Origin of the sequence: Nonlabens xylanidelens, assembly GCF_002934445.1 — a bacterium.
Classification (GTDB): domain Bacteria; phylum Bacteroidota; class Bacteroidia; order Flavobacteriales; family Flavobacteriaceae; genus Nonlabens; species Nonlabens xylanidelens.
On the sequence record NZ_PTJE01000002.1, the window covers coordinates 117,031 to 143,581 of the forward strand.

The following is a 26,551-nucleotide window of genomic DNA, read 5'->3' on the forward strand; positions in this document are numbered from 1 at the left end:
TGGTTAGAATCTACATAATTTGGTCCAGTGGGTTTCTATCATTTTTTTGCAATTTCTTATAATCTGTAAGGCTCATACCGGTTTCTGATTTAAACTGACGGCTCAAATGGTTAGAATTACTATAATTAAGCAACTCACTTATCTCTGTAAAGTTATTTTCTTGTAGCTGTATCAACTCTTTCACCTTTTCCATTTTAAGTTTTATAAAGTATTTCTCGATCGTGATGTGTTCTTCACTAGAGAATAACTTACTTATTTTAGAATATTCTTTATTCAGCTTTTGTTCTAAAAACCTTGAAAGGGTAGAGTCTAACTGTAATGGTAGCTTTTTTAAAAGTTCTATTAATTCTTTTTTAATCTCTTCTACCAATTGTTTTTCTGGTGCGAGTAAAACCTCAAAACCGTTTTCTTCTATAACCTTAGTTATGCTTTTAAACTGCATCGAATCTGTTTCTTGATAGATGATAGAGCCTAATTCTATATGGAGCAGTTCTATACCTAATCGTCTTATATCGTTCTCTATTACTTTGATACAGCGATTACAAACCATGTTTTTGATGAATAACTTCTTTTCCATTGCTTAGTTCATTAAATAATTAATCACAGCAGATTGTACGTAATAGTTCTCTATCGCATTTACTTGCTCCATTTGAAATTTCAATTGTAATTCTTGAATATCGAGAACGTCTTTAAAATCTATAGTTCCAGTTTCATAGTTTTTAATGAGAATTTCTTCGGCATCTCGAGCTTGTTTCAGATTTTTATCTAGAGTTTCATAAGCTATACGGGCTTGGTTGCGTTGTGATCTAGCTCTAGCAAAAGCCGTATTTAATACATTTAAACGTTCTTGTTTCTCAAACTCTATTTCTTGCTGTCGCAATTCATTTTGCTTAGAAATGGACTTGTATCGTTTATTAAATATAGGAATAGAAACAGTAACCATAGGCATAAAAACATCTTTACCATTATCTACGATATTTAAATCTGCACGCTCGCTAACTGGCAAGTAATCAAAACCTACACCTATAGAAGGCAATCTCTCGCGCTTATTCAAAACTTCTGACTGTACCACAGATTCATATAGTTTGTCATACTTTAAAATTTCAGGATTCACATCTAAAGAACTATCTACTAGTTCTAAGTCTACTAGAGGCATGCTCATTACCTCAGTTATCTCTATAGTTTCTGTATCTTCTTTATTCAGTAAATTATTAAATAGCGACTGTGACGCTTTAAAATCTTCTTCAAGAATATCGATTTGTTGTTGTAATTCATTGATACGAATTTGTAGCCTCAATACATCTACAGCACTAGCTTTACCGACGGTTACAGATGTTAATGCTAGTTGCTCATATGCGTTTAAAAGCTGTATGTTTTTACCGAGTGCGGCTTGTTTTGCTCTTATGGAATACAGCTGGTAATAAGTCTGTGAGACAGATAGCGCCAGTTTACGCTTTGCAATAGTTATCTCCACATAATCAGCATCTGCTAGTGAGGTGGCATAGTTCTCTCTAGCGGTTATCGTGCCGAACCATGGCAACATCTGTTTCACACCTATACGTGCTCTTTGTGCACCGACACGTGTTTCCGTCTCGCTTACAAAATAGCCTAAACTTACCTCTGTATTAGGTATCCAGTCTGCCTCATTCACTTTCTCTTGCGATATATTATGTCGCATTTCAACGGCTTTTATTTCTAGATTATTAGCCTGTGCTTCTTTAATAAAAGTTTGTAATTGTTGCGCTTTCGCGAAAGCGGAAACCAAAAAAACATAAAAAACTATACTATTATATCTCATTTTTTGATCTTTTAAGTTGGTATTCTTTTTTCCAGCTATACAAAACCGGAACTAAAAAATAGGAGGTAACATCGATTATCATACCTCCAAAAATAGGGATGGCCATAGGTATCATAATATCGCTTCCTTTACCAGTAGAAGTAAGTACAGGCAGCAATGCGAGTATGGTCGTTACCGTGGTCATTAAGCATGGTCTGATGCGTTTACCTGCTGCAAGTAAGGTTGCGTTTCTTATTTCTTTTTTATCTGTAGGTTGCTCTTTATCAAATGTTTGTGTCAAATAAGTCGCCATAACCACACCGTCATCTGTTGCGATACCAAAAAGGGCAATAAATCCTACCCAAACGGCTACACTTAAGTGAATCGTTTTCATATTAAATAGATCGCGCATATTCTCACCGAAGAGGTTAAAGTTGAAAAACCAGTCCTGACCATACAACCATATCATGATAAAACCACCTGCAAAAGCTACGGCGATACCAGTAAACACCATAAGTGATGTAGCGACAGATTTAAACTGAAAATAAAGAATGATAAAGATTATAATTAGGGCTAGTGGCACCACAACAGCTAGTGTTTTCTCAGCCCTTAACTGATTCTCATAAGTACCAGTAAAACTATAACTTATACCTTGTGGCACGATAAGATCACCGCTAGCGATGTGTTTTTGAATCAGCTCTTGAGCATTTTCGACCACATCAACTTCGGCAAAATTGCTTAATTTATCAAAGAGTACATATCCTATCAAGAAAGTATCTTCACTCTTAATAACCTGTGGTCCTTGCTCATATCGTATTTCTACAAACTCACTCAATGGTACCGGACTGCCTTTATCTACAGGGACATAAATACCTTTTAAATCTTCTGGTGTGGTTCTCAATTCTCGAGGATAACGCACGCGCACCGCATAACGTTCTCGACCTTCTACCGTTTGTGTAAGTGGCATGCCACCGACAGCGACCTCTAGAATTTCTTGAACATCGCTCACTGATATACCATAACGGGCTAGTTGTTCTCTTTTTATATCGATGAGTAAATATGGTTTACCAACTATACGATCTGCAAAAACGGCTTGTTCCTTAACACCAGTGACTTGTTTTAGTATGCTCTCTAATTCTACGCCAAATTTTTCTATCGTTTTTAAATCAGGCCCTTTTACCTTAATTCCCATAGGAGCACGCATACCAGTTTGCAACATAATAAGTCGCGTCTCGATAGGTTGCAACTTAGGCGCAGAGGTTACACCAGGTAATTTAGTAACCTTGATAATCTCGTTCCATATATCGTCAGGATTATTGATTTCTGGTCGCCAGTTGCGGTAGTACTCACCATCTTCATCTTCTATAAGGTCTTCTCTTTGAGCTGTTGTTCTTAGAACTGCACGATAATAACTTGCTCCTTTATCAATAGGTCGATTAGGGTTGATAATCAGTTGGTTATTTTTAAGAACATAAAAACCATCTTCATTTACTCGGTAACGCTGTCGTTCACCCTGTGCATTACGCATAAACTCAGACTTGTACTGAATCATGTTCTCATACATAGAAAGCGGTGCAGGATCTAGTGCAGACTCTGTTCTACCAGATTTACCTACCACGGTTTCTATTTCGGGAATACTCGCTACAGCCATATCCAGTTGCTGTAATACACGTTTATTCTCTTCTACACCTGAATGAGGTAGGGAAGTAGGCATCAATAAAAAAGAGCCCTCATTAAGTGCTGGCATGAACTCCTTACTGGTATCACGCATTATCAAAATACCTAGCGTCAGTACGGTAAGTGGTATGATTAAAAACAATATTTTATTTGCGAGTGCCCATTTTAAAATACGTTCATAATACCTTCTTAACAAGGTAAAAGCTCCTAAAAGTCCAAAACAAATAAGAGAAACAAATACTAAATTGAGTCCTATGTTGCGGTCAAATCCAAGAGGTCTCCAATAATTTGCTAATAAAAACACGATCGCGATGGCTGCTATGGCGATGTTTATGTAGTTAGCACGCTTTCGCGAAAGCGTACCCAACAAAGACCAAAGTGCTACAATTGAAAAACCTATCAGTACTAGCCCTAACCAATAACCATAAACGATAGATGTGATACCTAAAAGTAATAAAAGTGCATTGATCACTAATTTGAATCGGTTTCCGATAGTAGTTTTTCTAAACAAAAACGCAGCAAACGGCGGTATTAAAAATAGGGCAACGATAAGAGATGCAGTAAGCGCCATGGTTTTAGTAAATGCGAGTGGGCGGAACAGTTTTCCCTCAGCACCTATCATGGTAAATACTGGTACAAAGCTTATTATGGTAGTTAATACGGCAGTGAGTATCGCACCAGAAACCTCTGATGTGGCGTTATAAATAACCTCATTAATAGTAAAAGGAGTACCATCTTCACTGACTCGTAGTTTTTCATCATGTAGATGACGTATCATATTTTCGGCAAGTATGACGCCTACATCTACCATAGTACCTATCGCTATGGCTATACCAGAAAGTGCAACGATGTTTGCGTCTACATGAAACAATTTCATAGCTACAAAAACCATAAGAACTGCTACGGGCAATAAACCAGAGATAAGTATGGATGCTCGCAGATTAAATACCATAATTATAATGACTAAAATGGTAATTAATATCTCTATAGTAAGAGCCTCTCTCAAGGTATGTAAAGTCTCTTTAATCAATACAGTACGGTCGTAAAAAGGAACGATGGTAAGCTGTGAAACTCTACCGTCTGACAGGGTTTTAGTTGGTAATCCAGAACTAAGTTCTGCTATTTGGGCTTTTACATTATTGATAACCTCTAATGGATTTGCTCCATAACGTGCAATGACCACGCCGCCTACCACTTCGGCACCTTCTTTATCTAGAATACCACGTCTAGCTGCTGGTCCTAAATGTACGTTTGCAATGTCTTTAATGCGCAACGATGTAAAACCTTTAGAATCTACAACAGCACTTTCTATATCGATTATGGATTTTATATAACCTAGACCACGTACCAGATATTCTGCCTGATTAATCTCTAGAGTTTGTGCACCTATATCTTTATTACTTTCCTTAACTGCTTTTACAACGGCAGCCATTGTAATATCGTACTGACGCATTTTTTCTGGATCGATATCTATTTGATATTCTTGTACATAACCGCCTATTGAGGCTACTTCAGAAACTCCACTAGCTGACGATAAACCAAATTTTACATAATAATCCTGTATGCTACGTAACTCGTGTAAATCCCAGCCACCGGTAACATTACCGTCTTTATCACGGCCTTCTAAAGTGTACCAAAAGATCTGTCCTAATCCTGTTGCATCTGGACCCAAAGTAGGGTTAACACCATCTGGTAACAGGTTAGATGGCAGCGAATTGAGTTTTTCTAAAATGCGACTGCGTGACCAGTAAAATTCTGCATCTTCTTCAAATATGATGTAGATACTAGAGAAGCCGAACATAGAAGAACTACGTATGGTCTTTACTCCAGGAATACCCAGAAGAGAAGAGGTGAGTGGATAGGTAATTTGATCTTCTATATCTTGTGGAGAACGACCTTCCCACTTTGTATAAACTATTTGCTGGTTCTCTCCTATATCTGGAATAGCATCTACCGCTACAGGGTCAGATGGTAAGAAACCTAAATCCCAATTAAATGGTGCGTTAATAGTACCCCAGCCCACAAATAGGCAAAGAAGTAATACAGCTATTAATTTGTTTTCTATAAGAAATTTAATCGCCTTATTAAGCATAAGTATTGATTATTAGAATGTTGAAAAGAATATATGTTTGATAATGACACATGTATTTGTAACCCAATACAGAAATACCGTTGAGCTAGATTTTCAAAAACTAATAAATCAGATTAAAAAAGACTGGTGCAGGACTTGCACATCTCGCTTAGGAATAGGAGGCGAGTAGTGTATAAAAGGAACCTCGAGCGAGGTAGTACTTTCAAAAATACTTAAGTAAGAATAAGTGAAAGAAGCAATGAATAATTGCTGATTAAAAGTGATTTTATCTAAAGATGTTTTAAGATCTTCCTGACCTTGTTTAATCACTTCATGATCTGTACAACATGATTTTTTTTGAACTGTAGGTAATTCACAATCTGCCATAACAGCCATATCTTTTTCCATACCACAAGATTTTACTTTACTTGCAAATGAGAAATCTACCAACGTATCTCCACAATAATGCATGTCCACAGTAAATGACATCGTAGTAAATAGAACTACGCAAGTCATAAATATGGCAAGTGATTTATGTGTAAATTGTTTCATTATCACAAATTTACTCAATTTCTAACTATCATTAAGCCAATTAACAAATAGATAATAAATAAGCTGATTTGTTTTAAAATTGAAATCCTAGAATCGCATCGTAATGTAGATTGTAATGCTAATTAAATCATTTTCAATCTTACGATTAATAATCAAAGCTTATTATTTCTAAATAACGCGCTGATTATTGTTCTAGGGAAAAGTATTCTAGACATTACTGCTTACTATTATTAATATGATAGAAAGTGATTGTTCGTTAAATCAGATGGTTTAAATGTGAATGCTCATTATGGGTAACAAATAGTAGAGTATGAATTGAGAGAAGCAAGTTGCTAATTATTCTATTTGACATAATATATATTATGGTTCATTTAATAAATATGTAGAAATAACAAGGAACCACAGCTATTACGACGATATTACCATTTTTAAGCTATTCATAGAATTGACTATAATGTATTCTTTTACATTATAAATTAAATACACGATTCTCAGAGACTTGAAATTAGTAAATTTTATAACTGGATTCGTTCCTGTAAAATCTCAATCAACTCATTAGAACCATATTTGTAAATATCTTTAATATCCAGCACGGTTATTTTATTATGCCAGGTTGAATCAAAAACCTCTTTAATTATTTTCAGATGCTTGTTTTCCATGACATAGATTTTATCAGCAGCATCTAATTGTTTTAGCCTTAAATAATTTGTCCCTAGATTATTACAAGTCTTTTTATTTGTTCCAGCAGATTCATAATTATTTTCCGGAAATAAATTACTAAAATAATCCTCTGCAGTTTTAGAACGATCTTTGTTTGCTGAACAGATAAACAAAATATTTTTCATAGCTAAGAACTTTTTCGCATGCCAAATATATTTACTTCATATGGTGATCTGATTACAAAATGTTAGTTAATCGAATTTACATTTCTAGCATAAATACTATTGAAAACAAAAAAAAGGGAGAATAATTTTCATTATTCTCCCTGGGGCTAATTCAGTATGTGATCTAATTCATATCAATAATACCAACAACTTCATAGGCTCTGGTCCCATCATATTGTATCTTTTCATAAAGCACATTTGCGTACTCATAATAAGTTTCACCATCTAGAACTACTTTCTCATAATCGTCTGGTAATTCATATACTATAGTTCCTATTTCAGGTTCTATTACTTCATATTCATTATCAACTTGATTATAAAAAATTCCATTTACATTGTAATAATTATGGTTATTAAAACGTACTGTTCTATAATTAATAGGTAATACATTTATTCTAAAACCAACTTTAGGCGCTATTACAATATATCGACCTCTAGACTGTGTATAATATTTATTATTAGAGTAATAATAATTTTGACCATTGTGACGCACTACTGTTCTATTAGGTACGTTTCTAACAGAAATCACTTTCTTTTTGGGTGTTTTATAAGTAACTCTATTACTAGCTATTCTACCTTTAGTAGATCTACTAGGTGTCGTTACTGTTCTCGTTTTAGTAATCGTAGTGGTTGTTTTTCTATTGTCTTTTTTAATGGTAGTAATTCGCGATTGAGCATTGACTTGGACAGTCATTGCTAGTAAAAAAGCAATAGGAACAATATATCTTTTAGTAATTGATTTCATGACTTTCTATTTATGTGATTAAACTTTGCTATACTTCACTTATATGACGCACATCAAGCAGAAAGGTTTAAAATACCCTATCACATACATTTGTTAAAATCTTATATCACTATTAAAATATTTTCAGACCATTAGAAAAATTAGGCATAAAAAAAGGCACACTATTAAGTGTACCTTTATTGTAAATAATAATGAAAATATTATTTCAGTAAACCTAGTAATCCTGTTAATTCTGTTAGGTTTAAACTAGAGTTATTATCCTTATCTAAAACATTGAAGTTTTCAGAAACAGATCCTATTGCCTCTGTAGAACTAATTGCCTCATCTTTATTTGCATCTAACAAAGTAAAAAGACTAGAAATTTGCTGTACAGTAGAGTTAGAACTTAAAGAACTTAACAATGTTGCCGCTTGCGATATGCTAGAAGTGTTCATATTCTTTACGCTGTTACAACTAGTCATTGATGCTACTACTATTATTGCTAATGCTACTTTTTTCATGATGTATTTTTATTTATAACCGTAAAGGTAATGGCACACTTGATTCAAAACTAAACGAGAAATACATGTGTTCTAACAATCGTTAAAACACCTATTTAAAGGTTGTAATGCGTTTTTACAACTGCTTTTTAACTATTACAATAAAAGTTTTTCCATCCACTACTCCATTCCGTTCGCATCAACCATAGCTTAATAATTAGATTAAATTGATCTCATTTTACCCTTACTTTTAGGAGAGAATTTTTATGTTTTGATAAAATACATCGTTCATAATTCAATTATATGTTTACATTTGTGATGTAAACTTTAGGAGTAGCTATTAAATTAGTTTGAGAAAAATCCTTAGAACCTGATTTGGTTAATACCAACGTAGGGAAAAGTTATCAGCTTGTTGTATGCACAACACTGCACCTTTTCTATTCTCAAAACTTTTATCGTTTATAACATTACTCACATAAAGTAATTTATATCTCATGATAAACATAAAAGTAAATAACACTTTTCATAAAATTCAACCTAATAGCACTGTACAAATGGTACTCATCACACTCGCTATACCGGTTAATGGAATTGCTGTAGCTATAAATCAAGACATTATTACGAATACAGATTGGGATAAAAAAATCTTAATCGACGGCGATCAAATTCTTATAATAACTGCCACTCAAGGTGGTTAGTTGTCATTCAACAACTTATAGCTACTCACCTCCTACACATCAAAAATCAAACCTACTGTAAGCATAATTACTCATAGTCCATAACCTTATTACCATGAAGAGCAAAGACACCGCACCCAAACAAGACGGAATAACTAGACATCCATTTCCTAATTCTACAAAAGTGTATGTACCAGGAAAAATCCATCCTCAAATCAAGGTTGCCATGCGAGAAATTGCATTGAGTGACACGATAGACTCGATGACCAAAAAGAAAACACCCAATGAACCAGTCACCGTTTACGACACTTCCGGTCCCTACACAGATCCTAATAAAGAAATCGATGTTCATAAAGGGATAGAGAGAATACGTGAACAATGGATTTTAGATAGAAACAACGTAGAGCAATTAGAAGAATTCTCATCAGAGTATTGCAACGCGCGTTTAAATGATAAAAGCCTGGATCACATGCGTTTCTCTTTATTAAAGAAACCATTAAGAGCCAAAAATGGTGAAAACGTTACCCAATTGCATTATGCCAAAAAAGGAATCATTACTCCAGAGATGGAATACATCGCCATACGTGAAAACCAGCGTATAGACGAGATGACCGAAATTAGAAAGCAGCACAAAGGAGAACATTTTGGCGCTTCTATTCCAGATAAAATTACTGCAGAATTTGTACGCTCTGAAGTAGCAAGAGGTCGTGCCGTAATCCCTTCTAACATCAACCATCCAGAGGCCGAACCTATGATACTAGGTAGAAACTTCTTAGTAAAAATCAATGCAAACATTGGTAATTCTGCCGTGACCTCTTCTATAGAAGAAGAAGTAGAAAAAGCCGTTTGGGCATGTCGCTGGGGTGCAGATAATATTATGGATTTATCTACCGGAGAAAACATCCATGAAACTCGAGAGTGGATTATCCGTAATTCTCCTGTTCCTATAGGTACTGTACCTATATATCAGGCACTTGAAAAAGTAAATGGAGTTGCCGAAAATCTAACTTGGGAGATTTTTCGTGATACACTAATAGAACAAGCTGAGCAAGGTGTGGATTATTTTACCATACATGCTGGTGTATTACTGCGTTACATTCCTATGACCGCAAAACGTGTTACCGGTATCGTCTCTCGTGGCGGTTCTATCATGGCAAAATGGTGCCTGGCACATCATAAAGAAAGTTTTTTATACACCCATTTTGAAGACATTTGTGAAATCTTAAAACAATATGATGTTGCCTTCTCTCTAGGAGATGGATTACGTCCAGGTTCTGTGGCAGATGCTAATGACGAAGCTCAATTTGCAGAATTAGAAACCCTAGGTGAGTTAACCCAAATTGCTCGCAAGCACGAGGTGCAGTGTTTTATAGAAGGTCCAGGCCACGTACCTATGCACATGATTAAGGAGAATATGGAAAAGCAAATTGAGGTTTGTGATGAGGCTCCATTTTACACTCTAGGTCCTTTAACCACAGACATCGCACCAGGTTATGATCACATTACTTCAGGTATCGGTGCTGCTATGATTGGTTGGTTTGGTTGTGCTATGTTGTGCTACGTCACACCAAAGGAACACTTAGGTTTACCTAATAAAGAAGACGTGCGTGTAGGTGTTGTTACCTATAAACTGGCTGCCCATGCTGCAGATTTAGCCAAAGGTCACCCAGGTTCTCAACATCGAGATAACGCATTAAGTATGGCTCGTTTTGAATTCCGCTGGTATGATCAATTTAATCTAGGTCTTGATCCAGAACGCGCCCTTGAATACCATGATGAAACCCTACCTGCCGATGGTGCAAAGGTGGCCCATTTCTGTTCTATGTGCGGTCCTAAATTCTGTTCTATGAAAATATCTCAAGAGGTTAGAGATTTTGCTGCCGTTAATGATATCGTGGATAACGAGGTCATCGCTAGAGGAATGGAAGAAAAATCTAAAGAGTTTAAAGAAAAAGGATCTGAGGTATATCTGTAATATTTTAAGGGAGTTCCCACGCTTTAAAATAAAAAGCGTGGGCGGGCTTTCTGTTATATCTTTTGCCAAAAAAGCAAAAGGATGCCACTACAATCCCTAACTCAAAAACACTTCTTAATTATGATAATTCTTATTGCTCCAGAAAATGATATTTCAAACGAAATAGAAATATTGAACCAGTTGTTTGAAGAAGGTTTAATGTTTTATCACTTGAGAAAACCAGCAAAAAATTACCAAGAACACGTTGCATACTTAAATAAGATTGATAAGGAGTATCACAACAGAATTGTAGTGCATTATCATCATGAATTGATCAACGAGTTCAACTTAAAAGGAATTCATTTTCAGGAACAAAAAAGAATAGATCATATCGATAATCCTGGACAATATTTTAAGAACCTAGATATGTATGGAAAAACAATCAGTTCTTCTTTTCATGAACCAGAAGTTTTAGAAGCTTGTTATTTTGAATTTGATTATCATTTATTGAGTCCTGTTTTTTCTTCTATTTCTAAACAAGGTTATCAAGGCCGCGGTTTTAATGTGAATTCCATCCATAAAACCATCATAGGCATGGGCGGTATAGATACAGAAACCATAGAAGAAACTTTACAGTTGGGTTTTAAAGGTATAGGTGTTTTGGGTGGCGTGTGGAATACAGAAAATCCTGTAGAGAGTTTTAAAAGAATTAAAAAGCAATTTGAGAAATCAAGCTTAAAATAGATACACTGATTGCGTTAAGGATAGAACGGCATGTCTGAGCTCTTTTTGTGATTTTTCTTCACAAAAAAGCGAGTAGTGATAGCCTGGCCCTTTAGGGAACGCCTTAATAATGAGTTGTGAACTCTAAAATAAGAAACCACGTGAACGATAAAAACTACATATTAACCATTGCAGGCTTAGATCCTTCTAGTGGCGCAGGAATCACCTCAGATTTAAAAACGTTTGAGGCACATAATTTTTACGGTTTATCAGTTTGTACGGCGGTAACTGTTCAAAACGATGTCTCATTTAAAAAATGTATTTGGATAGAAAGAGATGATATTTTAAGCCAATTAGAAACGCTCTTAGAACGGTTTACCATAACCGCTGTGAAAATAGGAGTCGTTAAATCTTGGGATGTTTTATTAGAAGTATTAACGGTTTTGAGAGCGTACAATTCTAGTATACTTATAGTTTTAGATCCCATTTTAAAAGCCAGTGCTGGATTTACTTTTCACGATTCTCAAAATCTACATGTACTTGAAAAAGTTTTAGAAAAGTGTGATTTTATAACTCCTAATTATGAGGAAATACAAGAGTTATTTCCAGATAAATCAATTGAGGATACTATAAATTTTATTACTCAAAGAACCAATATCTATTTAAAAGGCGGTCATAGAATGGATAAGAAAGGTTGGGATGAAGTGTATTATGATATAGAAGAAAAACTGGTCTTACCTCCTATTTCTACTGGAGTTGTTTTTGAGAAACATGGCAGCGGTTGTGTTTTATCATCTGCTCTTGCGTCCTATTTATCACAAGGCGTATCAATAGAAGAGGCCTGTAAAAACACTAAACGATACATAGAACAATTTTTAACTTCTAACGAGACTTTATTAGGTACTCATAATTATGAAAATTCATGATCGATACGTTACAATACATCACACAAGGAAATTCACCTCAAGATCATATAGACAACCTGTTTAAGGCGTGTAATTACGGTATAAAATGGGTGCAATTGCGTGTGAAAAATACGGATGATGCAACTGTCTTAAATACAGCTATAAAAGCTAGAGAAATTACAAACGAGTATGGGGTTAAATTGATTATAAACGATCATTATAAAATCGCAAAAGAGGTACAAGCAGATGGTGTACATCTAGGTAAAACCGATGCCTGTCCCCTATTAGCTCGTGAATATTTAGGTAATGATTTTATCATAGGTGGTACGGCAAATACTCTAGAAGACTGTAGAGTTTTGCTAGAAAAAAAAGTAGACTATATAGGCCTAGGGCCTTACCAATTCACTGAAACTAAAAAGAATTTAAGTCCAGTACTAGGAGTTAAGGGTTATCGAGATATACTTAAAGAATTGAAAACCAAAACACCTATAATCGCTATAGGTGGTATTGCTCTTAATGATGTAGCTGCTATTCTAAAAACTGGTGTTTATGGTATAGCAGTTTCTGGAGTGATAACGAGTAACATGTCTAGTATAAAAGAGTTTCAGGATATTTTAAAGGCCACGTATTTATCAGAATAAACGTGCGAATAGAAAGTCAAAATTTTAAAAAGAAAAAATGAACAACCTACTAAAGATTGCCGATAAAGAATTTAGCTCTCGTTTATTTACAGGAACAGGAAAATTTAGCTCTTCACAAATAATGAAAGAGGCATTACTAGCTTCTCAAAGTGAATTGATAACCGTTGCTTTAAAAAGAGTCGATGTTCAAAATGAAAATGACGATATTCTATCTCATTTAAATCATAAACATATCAACTTACTGCCTAACACATCTGGAGTTAGAACTGCCAAAGAAGCCATTTTTGCTGCAAAATTATCTAGAGAAGCGTTAGGAACAAATTGGGTGAAATTAGAAATACATCCAGATCCAAGATATTTATTACCAGACCCTATAGAAACATTAAAAGCGGCAGAAGAATTAGTAAAGTTAGGTTTTGTCGTGATGCCTTACATTCATGCAGATCCTGTTTTATGTAAACGTCTAGAAGATGTAGGTGTGCAATGTGTCATGCCTCTAGGTGCTCCTATAGGAAGCAATAAAGGATTAAAAACTCAAGATTTTCTAGAGATAATAATAGAACAATCTAATGTGCCGGTAATAATTGATGCTGGTATAGGCGCACCATCACACGCAGCATATGCGATGGAATTAGGCGCAGATGCTGTTCTAGTAAACACAGCGATTGCAGTATCTCAAGATCCAATTAAAATGGCTGTGGCTTTTAAAATGGCGGTTGAGGCTGGTAGAATGGCATACGAAGCAAAACTTGCACCTATAAATAAAAAGGCTGCTGCAAGTAGTCCATTAACTAGTTTCTTAAATTAAAGTATGAGTCATTTTAAAGATTTATTTGACACCTATAATTGGGATATTACTCTAAAGAGCATTTATGATAAAACGGCTCTAGAGGTGAGCGCTGCTTTATCAAAAGATAAACTGGATATGGAAGATTTTAAAGCACTACTTTCTCCAGCCGCACAACCTTTTATTGAAGAGATGGCACAAAAAAGCCAACTCTTAACTAAAAAACGTTTTGGCAATACCATGCAAATGTACGTGCCTATGTATCTAAGTAATGAGTGTCAAAACATCTGTACCTATTGCGGATTTAGTATGACTAACAAAATCCCTAGAAGGACGTTAACCGATGCTGAAATTTTAAAAGAAGTAGCTTTTCTAAAAGCAAAAGGCTACGATCATATTTTATTGGTTACTGGAGAAGCAAATAGAACTGTAGGTGTTGAGTATTTAAAGAATGCTATTCAATTGATACGTGCTCAATTTTCAAATATTACTATTGAAGTCCAGCCTTTAGATCAAGATGAATATGAGTTGTTGGTAGAAAATGGGCTGTATGCAGTGCTCGTATATCAAGAGACTTATCACAGAGAGGAGTATAAAAAACACCATCCCAAAGGGAGAAAATCTAATTTTGATTATCGATTAGACACTCCAGACAGATTAGGGAAAGCTGGTATTCATAAAATAGGATTGGGTGCTTTATTTGGCCTAGAGGACTGGCGTGCCGATAGTTTTTTTACCGCTTTACATTTAAAATATTTACAGAAAAATTATTGGAAAACGAAGTACTCGATTTCTTTTCCAAGATTGCGACCACATTCTAGTGGTTTAGAACCTAAAGTAGAAATGACAGATGCCGATTTAGTCCAATTAATATGTGCTTTTAGGCTGTTTGATGAAGATATAGAGCTATCGATGTCTACCAGAGAAAGTGAGCTGTTTAGAGATCATATCGTAGAACTAGGTATTACATCTATTAGTGCAGAATCTAAGACCAATCCTGGTGGTTATTCTGTAGAGCCGCAATCATTAGAACAATTTGAAATATCTGATGAAAGAAGTACAGAAGAAATCGTTTCTATGCTTAAAAGTAAAGACCTAGAAGTGGTATGGAAAGATTGGGAACACTTTGAAAACGCATCAACATCATGAGTCTAACTAGAGAAGAGAGAAAACAATACGACCGTCACATATTACTTGATGAAATAGGCGAAAAAGGACAGCTGAAATTAAAAAAAGCGAGAGTCTTAGTCATAGGTGCTGGTGGATTAGGTTGTGCTATTTTACAATATCTAACTGCTGCAGGAATTGGAACAATAGGTGTAATAGACGATGATGTGATAGAACAAAGCAATCTACAACGTCAGATTTTATATACTATAGATGATGTAGGGAAATCTAAGGCAGCAACAACAATAAAGCGTTTATCAAGGTTAAATCCATTTATTAATTTTCATCTATTTCAAGAAAAATTGAATTCAAAAAATGCGATTGAATTATTTAATGATTATGACATTATAGTAGATGGCAGTGATAATTTCCCTACTCGTTATCTAGCTAACGATGCAGCTGTAATAACTAACAAACCTCTAGTTTATGGAGCTATTTTTAAATTTGAAGGTCAAGTAAGTGTATTCAATTATAAAGGCAGTGCAACATATAGGTGTTTATATCCAACATCACCTGATCCAAAAGATTCACCTAATTGCTCAGATATAGGTGTTCTAGGTGTGCTACCTGGAATTATAGGTAGTTTACAAGCCAATGAAGTTATTAAGATGGTGTGCGGCATAGGTAACGTGTTATCTAACCAACTATTAACCTATAATATGCTCACCATGCAACAAATGGTATTGACTTATAAAAAGAACACTTCTATAGAAATCAATGAATTAAATCCTGATTATAATTATGCTTGCGGTATAAAAGTCGATGATTATGGGATTACTAAAAATCAATTAAAAGCACTTCATGAAAATTATGATTTATTAGATGTAAGAGAACTTCATGAAAGAGAATTACATCATATAGGCGGTCACCATATACCATTAAGTGAGTTAGAAAAAAGAAGTTCAGAAATAACTACTGATCGAGACCTCGTAGTGTATTGTAAATCTGGAATACGCAGTAAAAAAGCCGTTCAAATACTTAAACAAATTGGGTTTAAAAACACATTGTTTTACCTGAACGACTCTATATTTTAATTAATTGATTTAAAAATGATTAAGATACATTAAGTAAACTAGTTATTCATATAAATAATTATCTCAAATCATTTAACCATCTTGAGATTAAAGATGGTTTAAGAATTCATAAAATCAATAATATCTTGTTCTATAATTTGTGGGTTTGCACCTTCACTACTTGCGACTAACGCTCCTACTGCACAAGCATAATTAATAGCTTCTTGTGGTAGATTTTCTTTAAGTAACTTACTGATTAAAGTTGCCAAAAAGGAATCTCCAGCACCTACGGTATCCACGACTTCTACTTGATAACCACTGTTATAATAGAAGGTATCATTATAATATAAAATAGCACCGTGACGTCCTTTTGTAACACAAATAGTTTTTGTATCGGTAAAGTCTGCAATGAATTTAATATTCTGTTCTAAAGAGTGAGTTTTTGATTCGAGCTTCTCTCCTATTTCAAAAATCTCATCATCATTAAATTTAATAAAATCTGCTTGTTCCATTAAATGAGCTAAAACCTCTTTTGTATAATACGGCTCTCTCAGGTTCACATCAAATATTTTATAAGATGCCAGCTTTAAAAGCTCGTATAAGGTATGTCTAGACGTTTCATCTCTTGCAGCCAAACTACCGTAGATAAAAGCATCGGCGTTTTCGGTCAATTTCTCGTTTTCTTCAGTCAACTGGATTTTATCCCAAGCTCTAGGATACATAATATCGTAAGAAGCAGAACCTTTCTGGTTAAGCATAACCTTTACTTTTCCTGTTTTTAACTCTTTATGAACTTGGATATGATCAGCATTTACACCTTGTTCTACTGTGTATTCTTTTATTTCGCTACCTTTTTTATCATCTCCTATACTGCTGATAACAGAAACTGAATTACCTAAAGATTGTAAACGCAAGGCAACGTTTAAGGGAGCTCCACCTATTTTTTTATGTGTAGGAAAAACGTCCCAAAGCACTTCACCATAACAAACTATATTCTTCATTTCCATCTGTTTAATTCTTAGCGTTTAAGTTGATCACAGATTGCTCTACTCCATTCTTTGTAATATCTTGATATGCTTTTGTAAATGCATCTTTAAAAATAGTAGAAGAAGATAAATTTCCAAAAATAGACTCTAGCGTTAAAAAGCTAGCAGGCTCTATAACAGAAGCAACAGCTTTTTCATGAAGCTGTGATTTCATCGCATCCTTTATTACTAATTCCTTTCCATTTTCATCCTTACCTAAACTATAAATAGCCCATGCTGCTACTACAAAAGCTGCAAGCTCTACCGATCCTTTTTCAACTAACTGTGCTTTTACAGTTGGTAAAATAAAGATGGGAAACTTTGCTGAACTCTCTGAACAAATACGGTCGATTTGATCTTTAATGTTGATATTTCCAAAGCGTTCTATTAACGAGTCTTTATATTCTTTTAAATTAATCCCTTCTAGATCACCTAATGTAGGAGTCACCTCTATATCCATATAGTTATGCAAAAATGTACTGATATTAGAGTTAGAAACAGACTCATCTATGGTATCATATCCTATTAATGCTCCCAGAATCCCTAACACAGAATGTCCTGCGTTAAGCAAACTCAATTTCATTTTTTCGTAAGGTTCTACATTTTCTACAAATTGCGCACCTACAGTCTCCCATGCCGGTCTACCTTCTATAAAATCATCTTCTATGACCCATTGCTTAAAAGGTTCACAAACTACAGGCCATGCATCTTGTACCCCTGTGGTTTCTTTTAAATTAGTAATATCACTAGCAGCTGTTGCAGGAGTAATTCTATCTACCATTGCATTAGGGAAAGATACATGACACTCTATCCAGTCTACTAACTCTGGAACTGCTTTAGCCACATAACTCAATAACATTCTTTTAGTCATGTGACCATTTCCTTGAATATTATCACATGACTGAATAGTACAACCTTTTAAACCACGCTCTTTTCTTAATTTTAATGCTTGTGTTAAATAACCAAATATTGTTTTAGGAGCATCAGGATTCTCTAAATCATGTTGTATGGATGGAGTACTAAAATCAAATTCTTTGGTAGCCTCATTATAATTATAACCACCTTCTGTAATGGTCAATGATATAATTTTAACCTCTGGACTGGCCATTTTTTCTATTACAGCAAGCGTATTCTCTGGTGCATATAGATATTCTACTATAGAGCCTATAACTCTAGTAGTTTGTGTACCATCTAGTTCTTTAACTATTAATGTGTACAGTCCATTTTGATTCTTTAAGGTTTGATAAATTTTAGTATCAAATTCTAGTAATGCAATTCCGCAAATTCCCCATTCAGAAGCTGAAGGATCATGCAATAATTGATCGGTATAAAACGCTTCATGAGATCTGTGAAAACCACCTATACCTACATGTACAATTCCTGTTTTAACCTTTGTTCTATCGTATGTGGGTACAGCGATACTTTCTGAAATTTTTGAAAGGTTTTCTGTATTAAGTTGATAATTTTTCATCTGAATAGTTTAATTATTTGCTTTCAAATCTTTGAAGTAAAACGGCAAATATGATAATCGCTCCTTTTACCACTTGTTGAGGGTAAGAAGGAACATTTAATAGGTTAAGAATATTACTGATAAGTCCTAAAATTAGAACTCCCATAAGCGTATTTATAGCAGTACCTCTACCACCATTTAAGCTAGCACCACCTATAACTACTGCTGCAATAGCATCTAGCTCCCAAGACATTCCCATATTAGGAGATCCTAAATTTGTTCTAGAAGCAACTATAATAGCAGCTGTCGCAGCTAGCGCTCCAGATATAGCATAAACTAAAAACTTATATTTATTTACCTTAATACCTGATAATCGAGAAGCCTCTTCATTACTACCTATAGCTATGATCAAACGACCAAAAACATTATAACGAAGCATCACCATAGCAGCGATAACGATTAGAAAAAATACAATAGCGATATTTGGTACTCCTAGCGTAGAATTGTTTGCAAAGTCAGACATAAAAACACCACCTGCCGTTTTAAAAGTTACTGGTGATCCTTTAGAATAAATAAAACCTAAACCTCTAGCTATAGTCATTAACGCTAGTGTGGCTACAAAAGGAGCCATTTTTTGATAGGCGACTAGATAACCTGAAATACTACCTAAACTAAAACCAATAACTATGGTTAGTAATATAGCTAGTGGCAAGACGACTAGATTAACCAATATGGCAAAAGTTACTGCCAGCAATGCGACCAGCGAGCCTACAGATAAATCAATACCACCAGTAAGAATTACGATTAACATACCGATACTAATAATACCTATTCCAGATACTTGCTTGAGTAAATTAGTAATATTTGCCGATGTGAAGAACACATCAGAAATTAATGCTGAAAATATAACGAGTAAAATAAAAATGAATACCGTATTATATTTGACTAAAAACTTAAGAATCCCACCAGGACTGCTCAGTTGTTCTTTTAATGTTAAAGCCATAACGTGAATTTTATATAGTTTGAGTTTGTTGTTTTAATCGTTTACCTATAGAGTAACGTAGTATATTTTCTTCTGTAAATTGGTCTTTTTGTAGCTCTCCATAAATAGTACCTTGATGCATCACTAGAATACGGTCTGAGATCCCCATAATCTCTGGCATGTCAGACGATATAACCACTACTCCTACTCCTTTTTTTGCCACTTCATTGATGAGATTATAGATTTCGATTTTTGCACCGACATCTACACCACGAGTAGGCTCATCTATAAATATCACTTTACTATCGATACTCAGCCATTTTGCTAATGCCACTTTTTGTTGATTTCCACCACTTAGATTTTTTACATTTACCTCAGAACTTGGTGTTTTAATGTTTAATTTTTCAATAAGGCCTAATACCTTTTTGTACTCGTTTTCTACATTAATAAAACCTAATTTACCAGAGATGGATTTAAAGCTCGTGACGCTTATATTACGTCTTATAGAAAGCGGTAAAAACACTCCTTCTTCCTTTCTATCTTCTGATACAAAACCTATTTGAAAAGCTGCAGCATCAACTGGAGATTTAGTTTTAATCTCTTTACCGTCTAGGATTAACGTTCCTGATTTCTTTTTATCTGCTCCAAAAATTAATTTTGCAGTTTCTGTTCTCCCACTACCACCTAAACCAGCAATTCCCAACACTTCTCCAGGTCGTACACAAAAAGAAACATCATGTACAATAGTATCTCTAGCTGTTAGGTTTTTAACTTGAAAAACAGGCTCGGTTCCTATTTCTACATTTCTAGCAGGAAATAAATCTTTTAAATCACGTCCTATCATTAATCTGATAATACCATCTGTATCGGTCTCTGATATAGGCATACTTCCTGTATCTACTCCATCTCTAAGAACTGTGACAGAGTCTGCTATTTTGATAATTTCGTCTAGATGGTGTGATATATAGATGATAGAAATTCCTTTCTCTTTTAGTCTAAACAGATTATCAAATAACTTTTTAGTATCGGTAGGATCAAATACCGTTGTTGGTTCGTCTAACACCAGTACTTTAGTGTCTTCTGACAGTGCTTTTGCAATCTCGACCACTTGCTTTTGCACAATGCTTAGATCTCTCACTTTCGCGGAAGCGTCAATAGTAAAGCCTAATGAATCTAATAACTCTTGGGCATCTCTAGTGATCTTATCCCAATTCATCCAGAATTTGCTAGCACCTAGTTTGTGTAAATAAACATTTTCTGCTACCGAGAGATCGTTTACAAGAGATAGCTCTTGATAGACCACACTTATTCCTAAAACCTGACCTTCATGAGTGTTTTTAGGATTAATCTCTTGTCCATTTAAACGTACCGTACCGGTATCCTTGTGATGGACACCACTCAAAATCTTGATCAATGTCGATTTACCAGCGCCATTCTCTCCTAGTAAAGCATGGATCTCTCCTGGCTTTACTTTTAAATTCACATCTTTAAGAACAGACACCACACCAAAACTTTTTGATATTCCTGTCATTTCTAGACGATAGTCGTTTTCTGAATTTTTCATAACCATACTAGTTAGACATTAAAATAATGCATTGGGATTATAGTACTGCTCTGCATTTTCTTTGGTAATGAGCAATGGAACAGTAAAAGATTTTTTAGGGAAATCTCTTTTACCGTTCATGTATTCCATTGCGTATTTTACAGAGTTGATACCTATTTGAACTGGACTATTCATAGCTGTACAACCATAAAAGTCCGTTTCCATGATGTATTTAATGGCTTCTTTCTGACCATCTGCACCAGCGACTATTAAAATATCATCTGTTTTACCTGCTTGGGCTATAGCTTTTATGGCACCTAGAACACAAACATCTGATTCTGTTATTACTACGTTTACATCTGGATGAGCAACGAGAATGTCTTCCATAGCTTTTAAACCACCTGCATAAGACCATTCTGTATAAGCTTGTGTCTTTATATTAAGATCTATTTTACCTTGTGTTCTCAGTTGCTCTTCTGTAATACCTTGTAACAAGCCTTGTTTACGTGTTCTCCCTACAGGATTACCGGCATTACCACTCAATAAAGCAATATTCATTTCTTTATTTCTCATTTCCTTTGCCAGCCACTCTCCAGCAAGTTCTCCATTTGCTAGATTATTAGACTGTATGGTAGTTACAACGTTTGCGCTATCGTCTATAGAACTGTCTATAATAAACACAGGTATTCCTGCATCCGTAGCGATGTTAGTGATTCCTACCAGTGCATCAGGATCCTTTGGATTTAACAATAAAGCGTCTACACCTTTAGTAATAAGATCTTCGACAGCAGCTATTTGTTTAGTAATATCGTCCTGACCGTCGGCAGATAAGAATATCATTCCATTCTTCTCTGTAGTAGATTTAATACTTTGTAATAACGCCTGATAATATGGAGCATTTAAAGATGGTGTACAATAGCCTATTTTCTTACCTGTTAGATCCAGCTCACTATCAAAAATATCTCCTGTAGATTCCTGACTACTTGAATCTGTTGTGGTACCTGCATCTAGATGTTCTACACAGCTAGAAAAAGTCGTACAAAAAACGACCAATACTGCTGGTAAAAACAAGCTCTTAAAAGCAGACTTTAAGTTTATATTTTTCATGATTTAAATATTTGAATAAATAATAAATTCTTAGTATAAATTAATGATTTTCATTTTATTACTATAAATATAAGGACTATTTCACACTTTAAAACAGCGTGATATCCAGTTGTAAAACAGTTCTTTCTTGCTCAGGATTCCACATAGCTGTTACTGCCACAGGCACTTGATATTCTAGTACAGAAAACCTCTTGCTGTAGGTTGCTCCTACATTAATAATATTACCAGAACTCTCTGTGTAGAACGTTTTATCAGTAAAGAAAGACCAGGCACCACCAGCAAAAACAGATAAATCAGCTGTCTCATTTTGCCATACTTTACTACTTACCTCAAAGTATTGCGTCCACGAGTTCTTTAAATTACCATCTTCTTCTATCTCAAAATCTCCAGAACCGCCATTTATAATAGTGGCTAGATATAATAAGGTATTAGGAGTTACATTATAACCGAAGTTGACATCTACAAAGTTGTACCCTTGCGTTCTATCATAACTCCAGTAACTTAATTCATCACCACGTTCTTCTACACCAGTATAGTTATTATGAGAAACAGCCTCTATAAAAAACCGATCAGAAAAACGGTATTTGGTATAAATAGAAAATTCTCTATAATAAGCGCTTTCATTCTCTCCAGTAGTTATGTTCTCTACATCTACAGAAGAAAAACTCGCTCCACCCCAAACACCAAATGTAAATTTCTTATTTCTAGTATTGTATTCTAGACTCGTAGCAAACAGCGCACCTGGATGTACGACAAATCCATGCCAGGTATGCATGTTTTTTAAATGACCGCTTATACTAAAAGGCTCATAACTGTCCATCTCATTATCTACCGTAATCATTTCTTTTTCTACCACTTCATTCTCTACGGTAGTTACATCTTGTGCTTGTACATTAAACCCTCCTGCAAACAACATCATGCTTATAGAAACTAGAATAAAAGACCTTTTATAAAAGGATTGCTTTTTACACGCTTTCGTTTCCATCAATTGATTATTATCTAACATAATTAAGCTTTTTAATAAGACATATTTTATAAACGTCTTTTTTACGTTTGTTTTTCAAATGTATTACAATTAATGGATTAAACACTATAATATCTAAATATTTGTGTAGTATTTTATCACATAACTGCTTTATATTGATAAAATAGAGCGTAAAATGACAAAATCGTAAATTAAAAAATACCGTTTAAATGACGTTTAATAGCATTTCAAAAAAGATAATGTATATATTGCGATCACTTAGTCTTATAAATAACTTAAGAATATGAACTCAAAAAAAATAGATAACATATCGGTAGATTGTGTTGTTTTCGGCTATGATATAAATGCAAAATCATTAAACGTCTTATTGATTAAGCGTTATCTAGAATCAAAAACTACACAAGAGGTTCTTGTAAACGATCATGTTCTTACCGGTTACCATGTACATAAAGAAGAGACACTCGACCAGACCGCAACACGTGTTCTTAAAGAATTAACTGGACTTACAGACCAGTATAAAAAGCAATTTAAGGCATTTGGTAATCCAGATCGTTTAACTAGTAAGAAAGACTTGTTATGGATAGAAAACGAAGGTTTTAACTCTAGAACCATAACCATAGCCTATTATTTTCTATTAAAAACAGAAGATGTAGATCTTGAAAATAACCCATACAGTGCTACCTGGTTTCCTGTAACAGCATTGCCAGAACTAGGTTTTGACCATGAAAAGATAATTCTAGAAGCCTATAAAGATCTTAAAGTAAAATGCCTGTCAGAGCCTATTATCTTTAAATTATTACCAGATAAATTTACCATCAACGAGGTACAAGACCTCTACCAGTCTATATTAGGTATAGAAATAGACAACCGTAATTTCAGAAGAAAACTCATCAATAAAAAGTACATTATCGCACTAGATGAAAAACAAGTAGGTGTTTCTAAAAAACCAGCTCAACTCTACATGTTCAGTAAAGATGTATATGATAAGGTATTTGAAAAAAATTACTTGATCAGCATTTAAAGATGAGTTATCAACACTCTTGTGTTATCATTTATTTAATCTTTTAACTTTTTAAAATATAAGAGCGCTGTAAATATTTTATTTTTGTTTATTCCAAATAAACACTAAACAGCCCATAATGATCCCCAAACTACATTACCGTTCTCAAGCCAGTTCTACCATAGACCACCTACAAAACATTCAAAAAGCATGTAGCTGTGGTGTAGAATTAGTACAACTGGACTTAGATCACATACCTGTAAAAGATCATTTGAACCTGGCCGAAGAGGTTATAAAAATAACCGCACATTTTCAAACCAGGCTAGTCATAAAGACCCATTATAAAATTGCACACGAGATTAAGGCAGACGGTATTTTTCTAGAACCTCAAGACCACAGCATTGAACATGCTAGAAAACATCTCTATACATGGCAAACGATAGGCGCTACAGCGCATACCTTGCAAGACTGTGAAAATCTTATATCTAAAGATGTAGATTACATCGCATTAGGACCATATAAAGCTATAAACGACTCTACTATAACACCTTTAGGAATAAATGGTTATACTGCAATAGTAGACGCATTAGAAACCTTTACTCCTATTCTAGGTTATGGTAACGTCACCACAGAAGATGTAAACGATATACTTGAGACAGGAGTCTCTGGATTATTAGTTGCACAAGGTTTACATGCCGATTTTAACAGCATTAAAAAATTCAATCAACTCTTAGGAGCATCTGTGGTGGAGGAAATGCGCCATTCTTTTAAATAATTACTTCATACTCAAAGTACACAACACAGTTTTAAAAAGGTAATACCTTCTATGTATAGAATAAGGTAGTTAATGACCTGCCTAGTAATGACTATCCCATTTAATGAGTTACTATTTTTTACTATTAAGTAATAATCAGTAACTCATTAAATGTGCACTTCATTTATTTCATTTTATACCCATTAAAACAGCCGTATCCATTAACTTTGAATAGAAGATGAAATCCGTTGGGTTTTATGATTTTATCTTAAAAGCAGATCTTATGAAAAATAGTATTTTTATTATAGGCATCCTGATACTTTGCGCCAGCTGTTCTACCTCAAAAATGACCACTGCCTCATGGAAATCAGACGGTTTTGATAACCAGACCATCGATAAGATATTAGTATATGCTAATACCGATGACCAGAAACTGCAAAAAGAATTTGAAGACCAAACCGCCCAAATTCTAATAAAAGAAGGCATTTTTACCTATAAAATGCACGATATCTTTCCAGACATTGTTTATAAAGAAGTAAGAACCCAAGAAGAAATAGCTGCCTTTGTAGAAGACTGCAAAGAAAAACAAATCAGTAAAATTCTTTTTGCGACAAAAAAATCACAGACCGTAGATACCGTAATGAGTAAATCACTACACAATTACATGAACGGTTTACATACATTAAGTCTAGAGCGTTATAATGAAGATGAGCCAGAGTACGACACAAAACAAGTAACCACCTATGTCATAGAAGCTGCGGTTTATGATATTAATGAACCGTCACAAAATGCTCCCATTGCCACCACCAGCGTTACCGCAACAGACCCAAAATCTTTAGATAAAATAAAAGATCAATTACTTAAATCTATTAAACAACTCTTTAATAAGTAAACCAGTACCCCTTTTTCCATTTACTTAAAGCAATAGAACCCCTATATTTCTATGGGCGTTTCCCTAAAAAAGGTCCCGCTTTCCACTATATCTTTTGTTTTAAAAGAAAAACAAAAGGATGCCGTTGCAATCGGTAACGCGAGTAGAAAAAAAGCAATCCATACACTAGATAGTAGATCTTATATAACCAGCAAAGTACCATAAAAATGAGCGACACCTTACCCATTAGTATAGACACTATAGTAGTAAAAGATCTCGATGGTAATACGGTAGATCTCATGCAAGAGCACAAAAACCAAGTGCAGTTATTACTTATCTATAACAACGACTGTCTGGGTTGCACAGGTCGCGCCATACCACTCGCCTATGAGTTTCAACTGCAATATCCCAGTATACAAGTAGCCGCCATACACAGCGATTTTAAAAACCGCGAGGGAAACACAGAAAACATAAAAAGCATATTTACCACCGGCCAGATTCCCTTCCCTATTTACATAGACCAGTATCACAAAGTCTACGACCAGTTTAAAGCAGAAGGCACACCACAATGGCTACTAATCACCAAAACTGGTAACCTCTACCGTTCTGTATTTGGATCACAGGATAACGCTAAGAATCGATTGTTTTATGCGTTGGAGAGTTTGGTGGTAATAGAAGAATAATAAAAAACAAATTTACTTCACTGATCAAAAATTTCGTTATTAATATCAACAAGTACAAAAGGATCCTGTGACTATTGCCTATTAAAATAATCCTGAACA

Annotated in this window: 25 protein-coding genes and 1 riboswitch; of the genes, 12 read left to right on the top strand and 13 right to left on the bottom strand. The window is 34.6% G+C overall.

Annotated elements, in window-relative coordinates:
• Window positions 1–10: 10 nt before the first annotated feature.
• The 7 genes from LY01_RS05595 to LY01_RS05625 form a co-directional block, all read right to left on the bottom strand.
• Complete coding sequence (locus tag LY01_RS05595; protein ID WP_104514848.1) at window positions 11–577, bottom strand: helix-turn-helix domain-containing protein; 567 nt, start codon at window positions 575–577, stop codon at window positions 11–13.
• Between the two features lie 3 nt (window positions 578–580).
• The gene (locus LY01_RS05600; protein WP_104514849.1) at window positions 581–1,798 is read right to left on the bottom strand and encodes a TolC family protein; all 1,218 of its coding nucleotides are present in this window, start codon (window positions 1,796–1,798) and stop codon (window positions 581–583) included.
• Window positions 1,788–5,546, bottom strand: a complete 3,759-nt coding sequence (locus LY01_RS05605) for an efflux RND transporter permease subunit (RefSeq protein WP_104514850.1) — start codon at window positions 5,544–5,546, stop codon at window positions 1,788–1,790. Before LY01_RS05605 ends, LY01_RS05600 begins: the two co-directional genes overlap by 11 nt.
• 108 nt (window positions 5,547–5,654) lie before the next feature.
• Window positions 5,655–6,077, bottom strand: a complete 423-nt coding sequence (locus LY01_RS05610) for an HYC_CC_PP family protein (RefSeq protein ID WP_104514851.1) — start codon at window positions 6,075–6,077, stop codon at window positions 5,655–5,657.
• Window positions 6,078–6,592: 515 nt separating this feature from the next.
• Window positions 6,593–6,922 carry a low molecular weight phosphatase family protein gene (locus tag LY01_RS05615; RefSeq protein ID WP_104514852.1) on the bottom strand — a complete coding sequence of 110 codons (330 nt, stop codon included), beginning with the start codon at window positions 6,920–6,922 and terminating at the stop codon, window positions 6,593–6,595.
• A 163-nt stretch (window positions 6,923–7,085) separates the two neighbouring features.
• The gene (locus LY01_RS05620; protein WP_104514853.1) at window positions 7,086–7,706 is read right to left on the bottom strand and encodes a DUF6515 family protein; all 621 of its coding nucleotides are present in this window, start codon (window positions 7,704–7,706) and stop codon (window positions 7,086–7,088) included.
• A gap of 200 nt (window positions 7,707–7,906) precedes the next feature.
• Window positions 7,907–8,206, bottom strand: a complete 300-nt coding sequence (locus tag LY01_RS05625; RefSeq protein WP_104514854.1) for a hypothetical protein — start codon at window positions 8,204–8,206, stop codon at window positions 7,907–7,909.
• 298 nt (window positions 8,207–8,504) lie between these two features.
• Window positions 8,505–8,599: riboswitch (TPP riboswitch) on the top strand.
• An 80-nt stretch (window positions 8,600–8,679) separates the two neighbouring features.
• Between LY01_RS05625 and thiS the strand changes: the two genes are divergently transcribed.
• The 8 genes from thiS (at window position 8,680) to LY01_RS05665 (ending at window position 16,073) form a co-directional block, all read left to right on the top strand.
• Complete coding sequence (gene thiS / locus LY01_RS05630; protein WP_104514855.1) at window positions 8,680–8,883, top strand: sulfur carrier protein ThiS; 204 nt, start codon at window positions 8,680–8,682, stop codon at window positions 8,881–8,883.
• Between the two features lie 94 nt (window positions 8,884–8,977).
• On the top strand, window positions 8,978–10,837 hold the full coding sequence (gene thiC / locus LY01_RS05635) for a phosphomethylpyrimidine synthase ThiC (RefSeq protein WP_104514856.1): 1,860 nt from the start codon (window positions 8,978–8,980) through the stop codon (window positions 10,835–10,837).
• A gap of 120 nt (window positions 10,838–10,957) precedes the next feature.
• Window positions 10,958–11,560 carry a thiamine phosphate synthase gene (locus LY01_RS05640; protein WP_104515196.1) on the top strand — a complete coding sequence of 201 codons (603 nt, stop codon included), beginning with the start codon at window positions 10,958–10,960 and terminating at the stop codon, window positions 11,558–11,560.
• A 140-nt stretch (window positions 11,561–11,700) separates the two neighbouring features.
• A complete protein-coding gene (locus LY01_RS05645) occupies window positions 11,701–12,465 on the top strand; it encodes a hydroxymethylpyrimidine/phosphomethylpyrimidine kinase (RefSeq protein ID WP_104515197.1) in 765 nt (254 codons plus the stop codon).
• Window positions 12,462–13,085 carry a thiamine phosphate synthase gene (locus LY01_RS05650; protein WP_104514857.1) on the top strand — a complete coding sequence of 208 codons (624 nt, stop codon included), beginning with the start codon at window positions 12,462–12,464 and terminating at the stop codon, window positions 13,083–13,085. Before LY01_RS05645 ends, LY01_RS05650 begins: the two co-directional genes overlap by 4 nt.
• 37 nt (window positions 13,086–13,122) lie before the next feature.
• Window positions 13,123–13,893: a thiazole synthase gene (locus LY01_RS05655; protein ID WP_104514858.1), complete on the top strand. Its 771-nt coding sequence runs from the start codon at window positions 13,123–13,125 to the stop codon at window positions 13,891–13,893.
• 3 nt (window positions 13,894–13,896) lie between these two features.
• Window positions 13,897–15,021 carry a 2-iminoacetate synthase ThiH gene (gene thiH / locus LY01_RS05660; protein WP_104514859.1) on the top strand — a complete coding sequence of 375 codons (1,125 nt, stop codon included), beginning with the start codon at window positions 13,897–13,899 and terminating at the stop codon, window positions 15,019–15,021.
• On the top strand, window positions 15,018–16,073 hold the full coding sequence (locus tag LY01_RS05665; protein WP_104514860.1) for a HesA/MoeB/ThiF family protein: 1,056 nt from the start codon (window positions 15,018–15,020) through the stop codon (window positions 16,071–16,073). Before thiH ends, LY01_RS05665 begins: the two co-directional genes overlap by 4 nt.
• Window positions 16,074–16,171: 98 nt before the next feature.
• Here LY01_RS05665 and LY01_RS05670 read toward each other — a convergent pair whose 3' ends face one another.
• The 6 genes from LY01_RS05670 to LY01_RS05695 form a co-directional block, all read right to left on the bottom strand.
• The gene (locus LY01_RS05670) at window positions 16,172–17,053 is read right to left on the bottom strand and encodes a carbohydrate kinase family protein (RefSeq protein WP_104515198.1); all 882 of its coding nucleotides are present in this window, start codon (window positions 17,051–17,053) and stop codon (window positions 16,172–16,174) included.
• Window positions 17,054–17,063: 10 nt separating this feature from the next.
• Window positions 17,064–18,548 carry a mannitol dehydrogenase family protein gene (locus tag LY01_RS05675; protein WP_104514861.1) on the bottom strand — a complete coding sequence of 495 codons (1,485 nt, stop codon included), beginning with the start codon at window positions 18,546–18,548 and terminating at the stop codon, window positions 17,064–17,066.
• 13 nt (window positions 18,549–18,561) lie between these two features.
• Window positions 18,562–19,530: an ABC transporter permease gene (locus LY01_RS05680; protein WP_104514862.1), complete on the bottom strand. Its 969-nt coding sequence runs from the start codon at window positions 19,528–19,530 to the stop codon at window positions 18,562–18,564.
• 10 nt (window positions 19,531–19,540) lie between these two features.
• A complete protein-coding gene (locus LY01_RS05685) occupies window positions 19,541–21,073 on the bottom strand; it encodes a sugar ABC transporter ATP-binding protein (RefSeq protein WP_104514863.1) in 1,533 nt (510 codons plus the stop codon).
• An 18-nt stretch (window positions 21,074–21,091) separates the two neighbouring features.
• Window positions 21,092–22,159, bottom strand: coding sequence for a substrate-binding domain-containing protein (locus LY01_RS05690; protein WP_104514864.1), 1,068 nt, complete (start codon window positions 22,157–22,159; stop codon window positions 21,092–21,094).
• A gap of 88 nt (window positions 22,160–22,247) precedes the next feature.
• Complete coding sequence (locus LY01_RS05695) at window positions 22,248–23,165, bottom strand: hypothetical protein (protein WP_245890644.1); 918 nt, start codon at window positions 23,163–23,165, stop codon at window positions 22,248–22,250.
• Window positions 23,166–23,427: 262 nt separating this feature from the next.
• Here LY01_RS05695 and LY01_RS05700 point away from each other — a divergent pair, with 262 nt between their 5' ends.
• From LY01_RS05700 to LY01_RS05715, 4 genes are all read left to right on the top strand, one after another.
• Complete coding sequence (locus LY01_RS05700; RefSeq protein ID WP_104514865.1) at window positions 23,428–24,165, top strand: NUDIX hydrolase; 738 nt, start codon at window positions 23,428–23,430, stop codon at window positions 24,163–24,165.
• A gap of 118 nt (window positions 24,166–24,283) precedes the next feature.
• Entirely contained in the window at window positions 24,284–24,919 is a 636-nt protein-coding gene (locus tag LY01_RS05705) for a thiamine phosphate synthase (protein ID WP_104514866.1), read from the top strand.
• Between the two features lie 262 nt (window positions 24,920–25,181).
• Window positions 25,182–25,790 (top strand): hypothetical protein, encoded by a 609-nt coding sequence (locus LY01_RS05710; RefSeq protein ID WP_146080370.1) that lies wholly within the window; start codon window positions 25,182–25,184, stop codon window positions 25,788–25,790.
• Between the two features lie 206 nt (window positions 25,791–25,996).
• The gene (locus tag LY01_RS05715) at window positions 25,997–26,452 is read left to right on the top strand and encodes a TlpA family protein disulfide reductase (RefSeq protein WP_104514868.1); all 456 of its coding nucleotides are present in this window, start codon (window positions 25,997–25,999) and stop codon (window positions 26,450–26,452) included.
• Window positions 26,453–26,551: the final 99 nt, after the last annotated feature.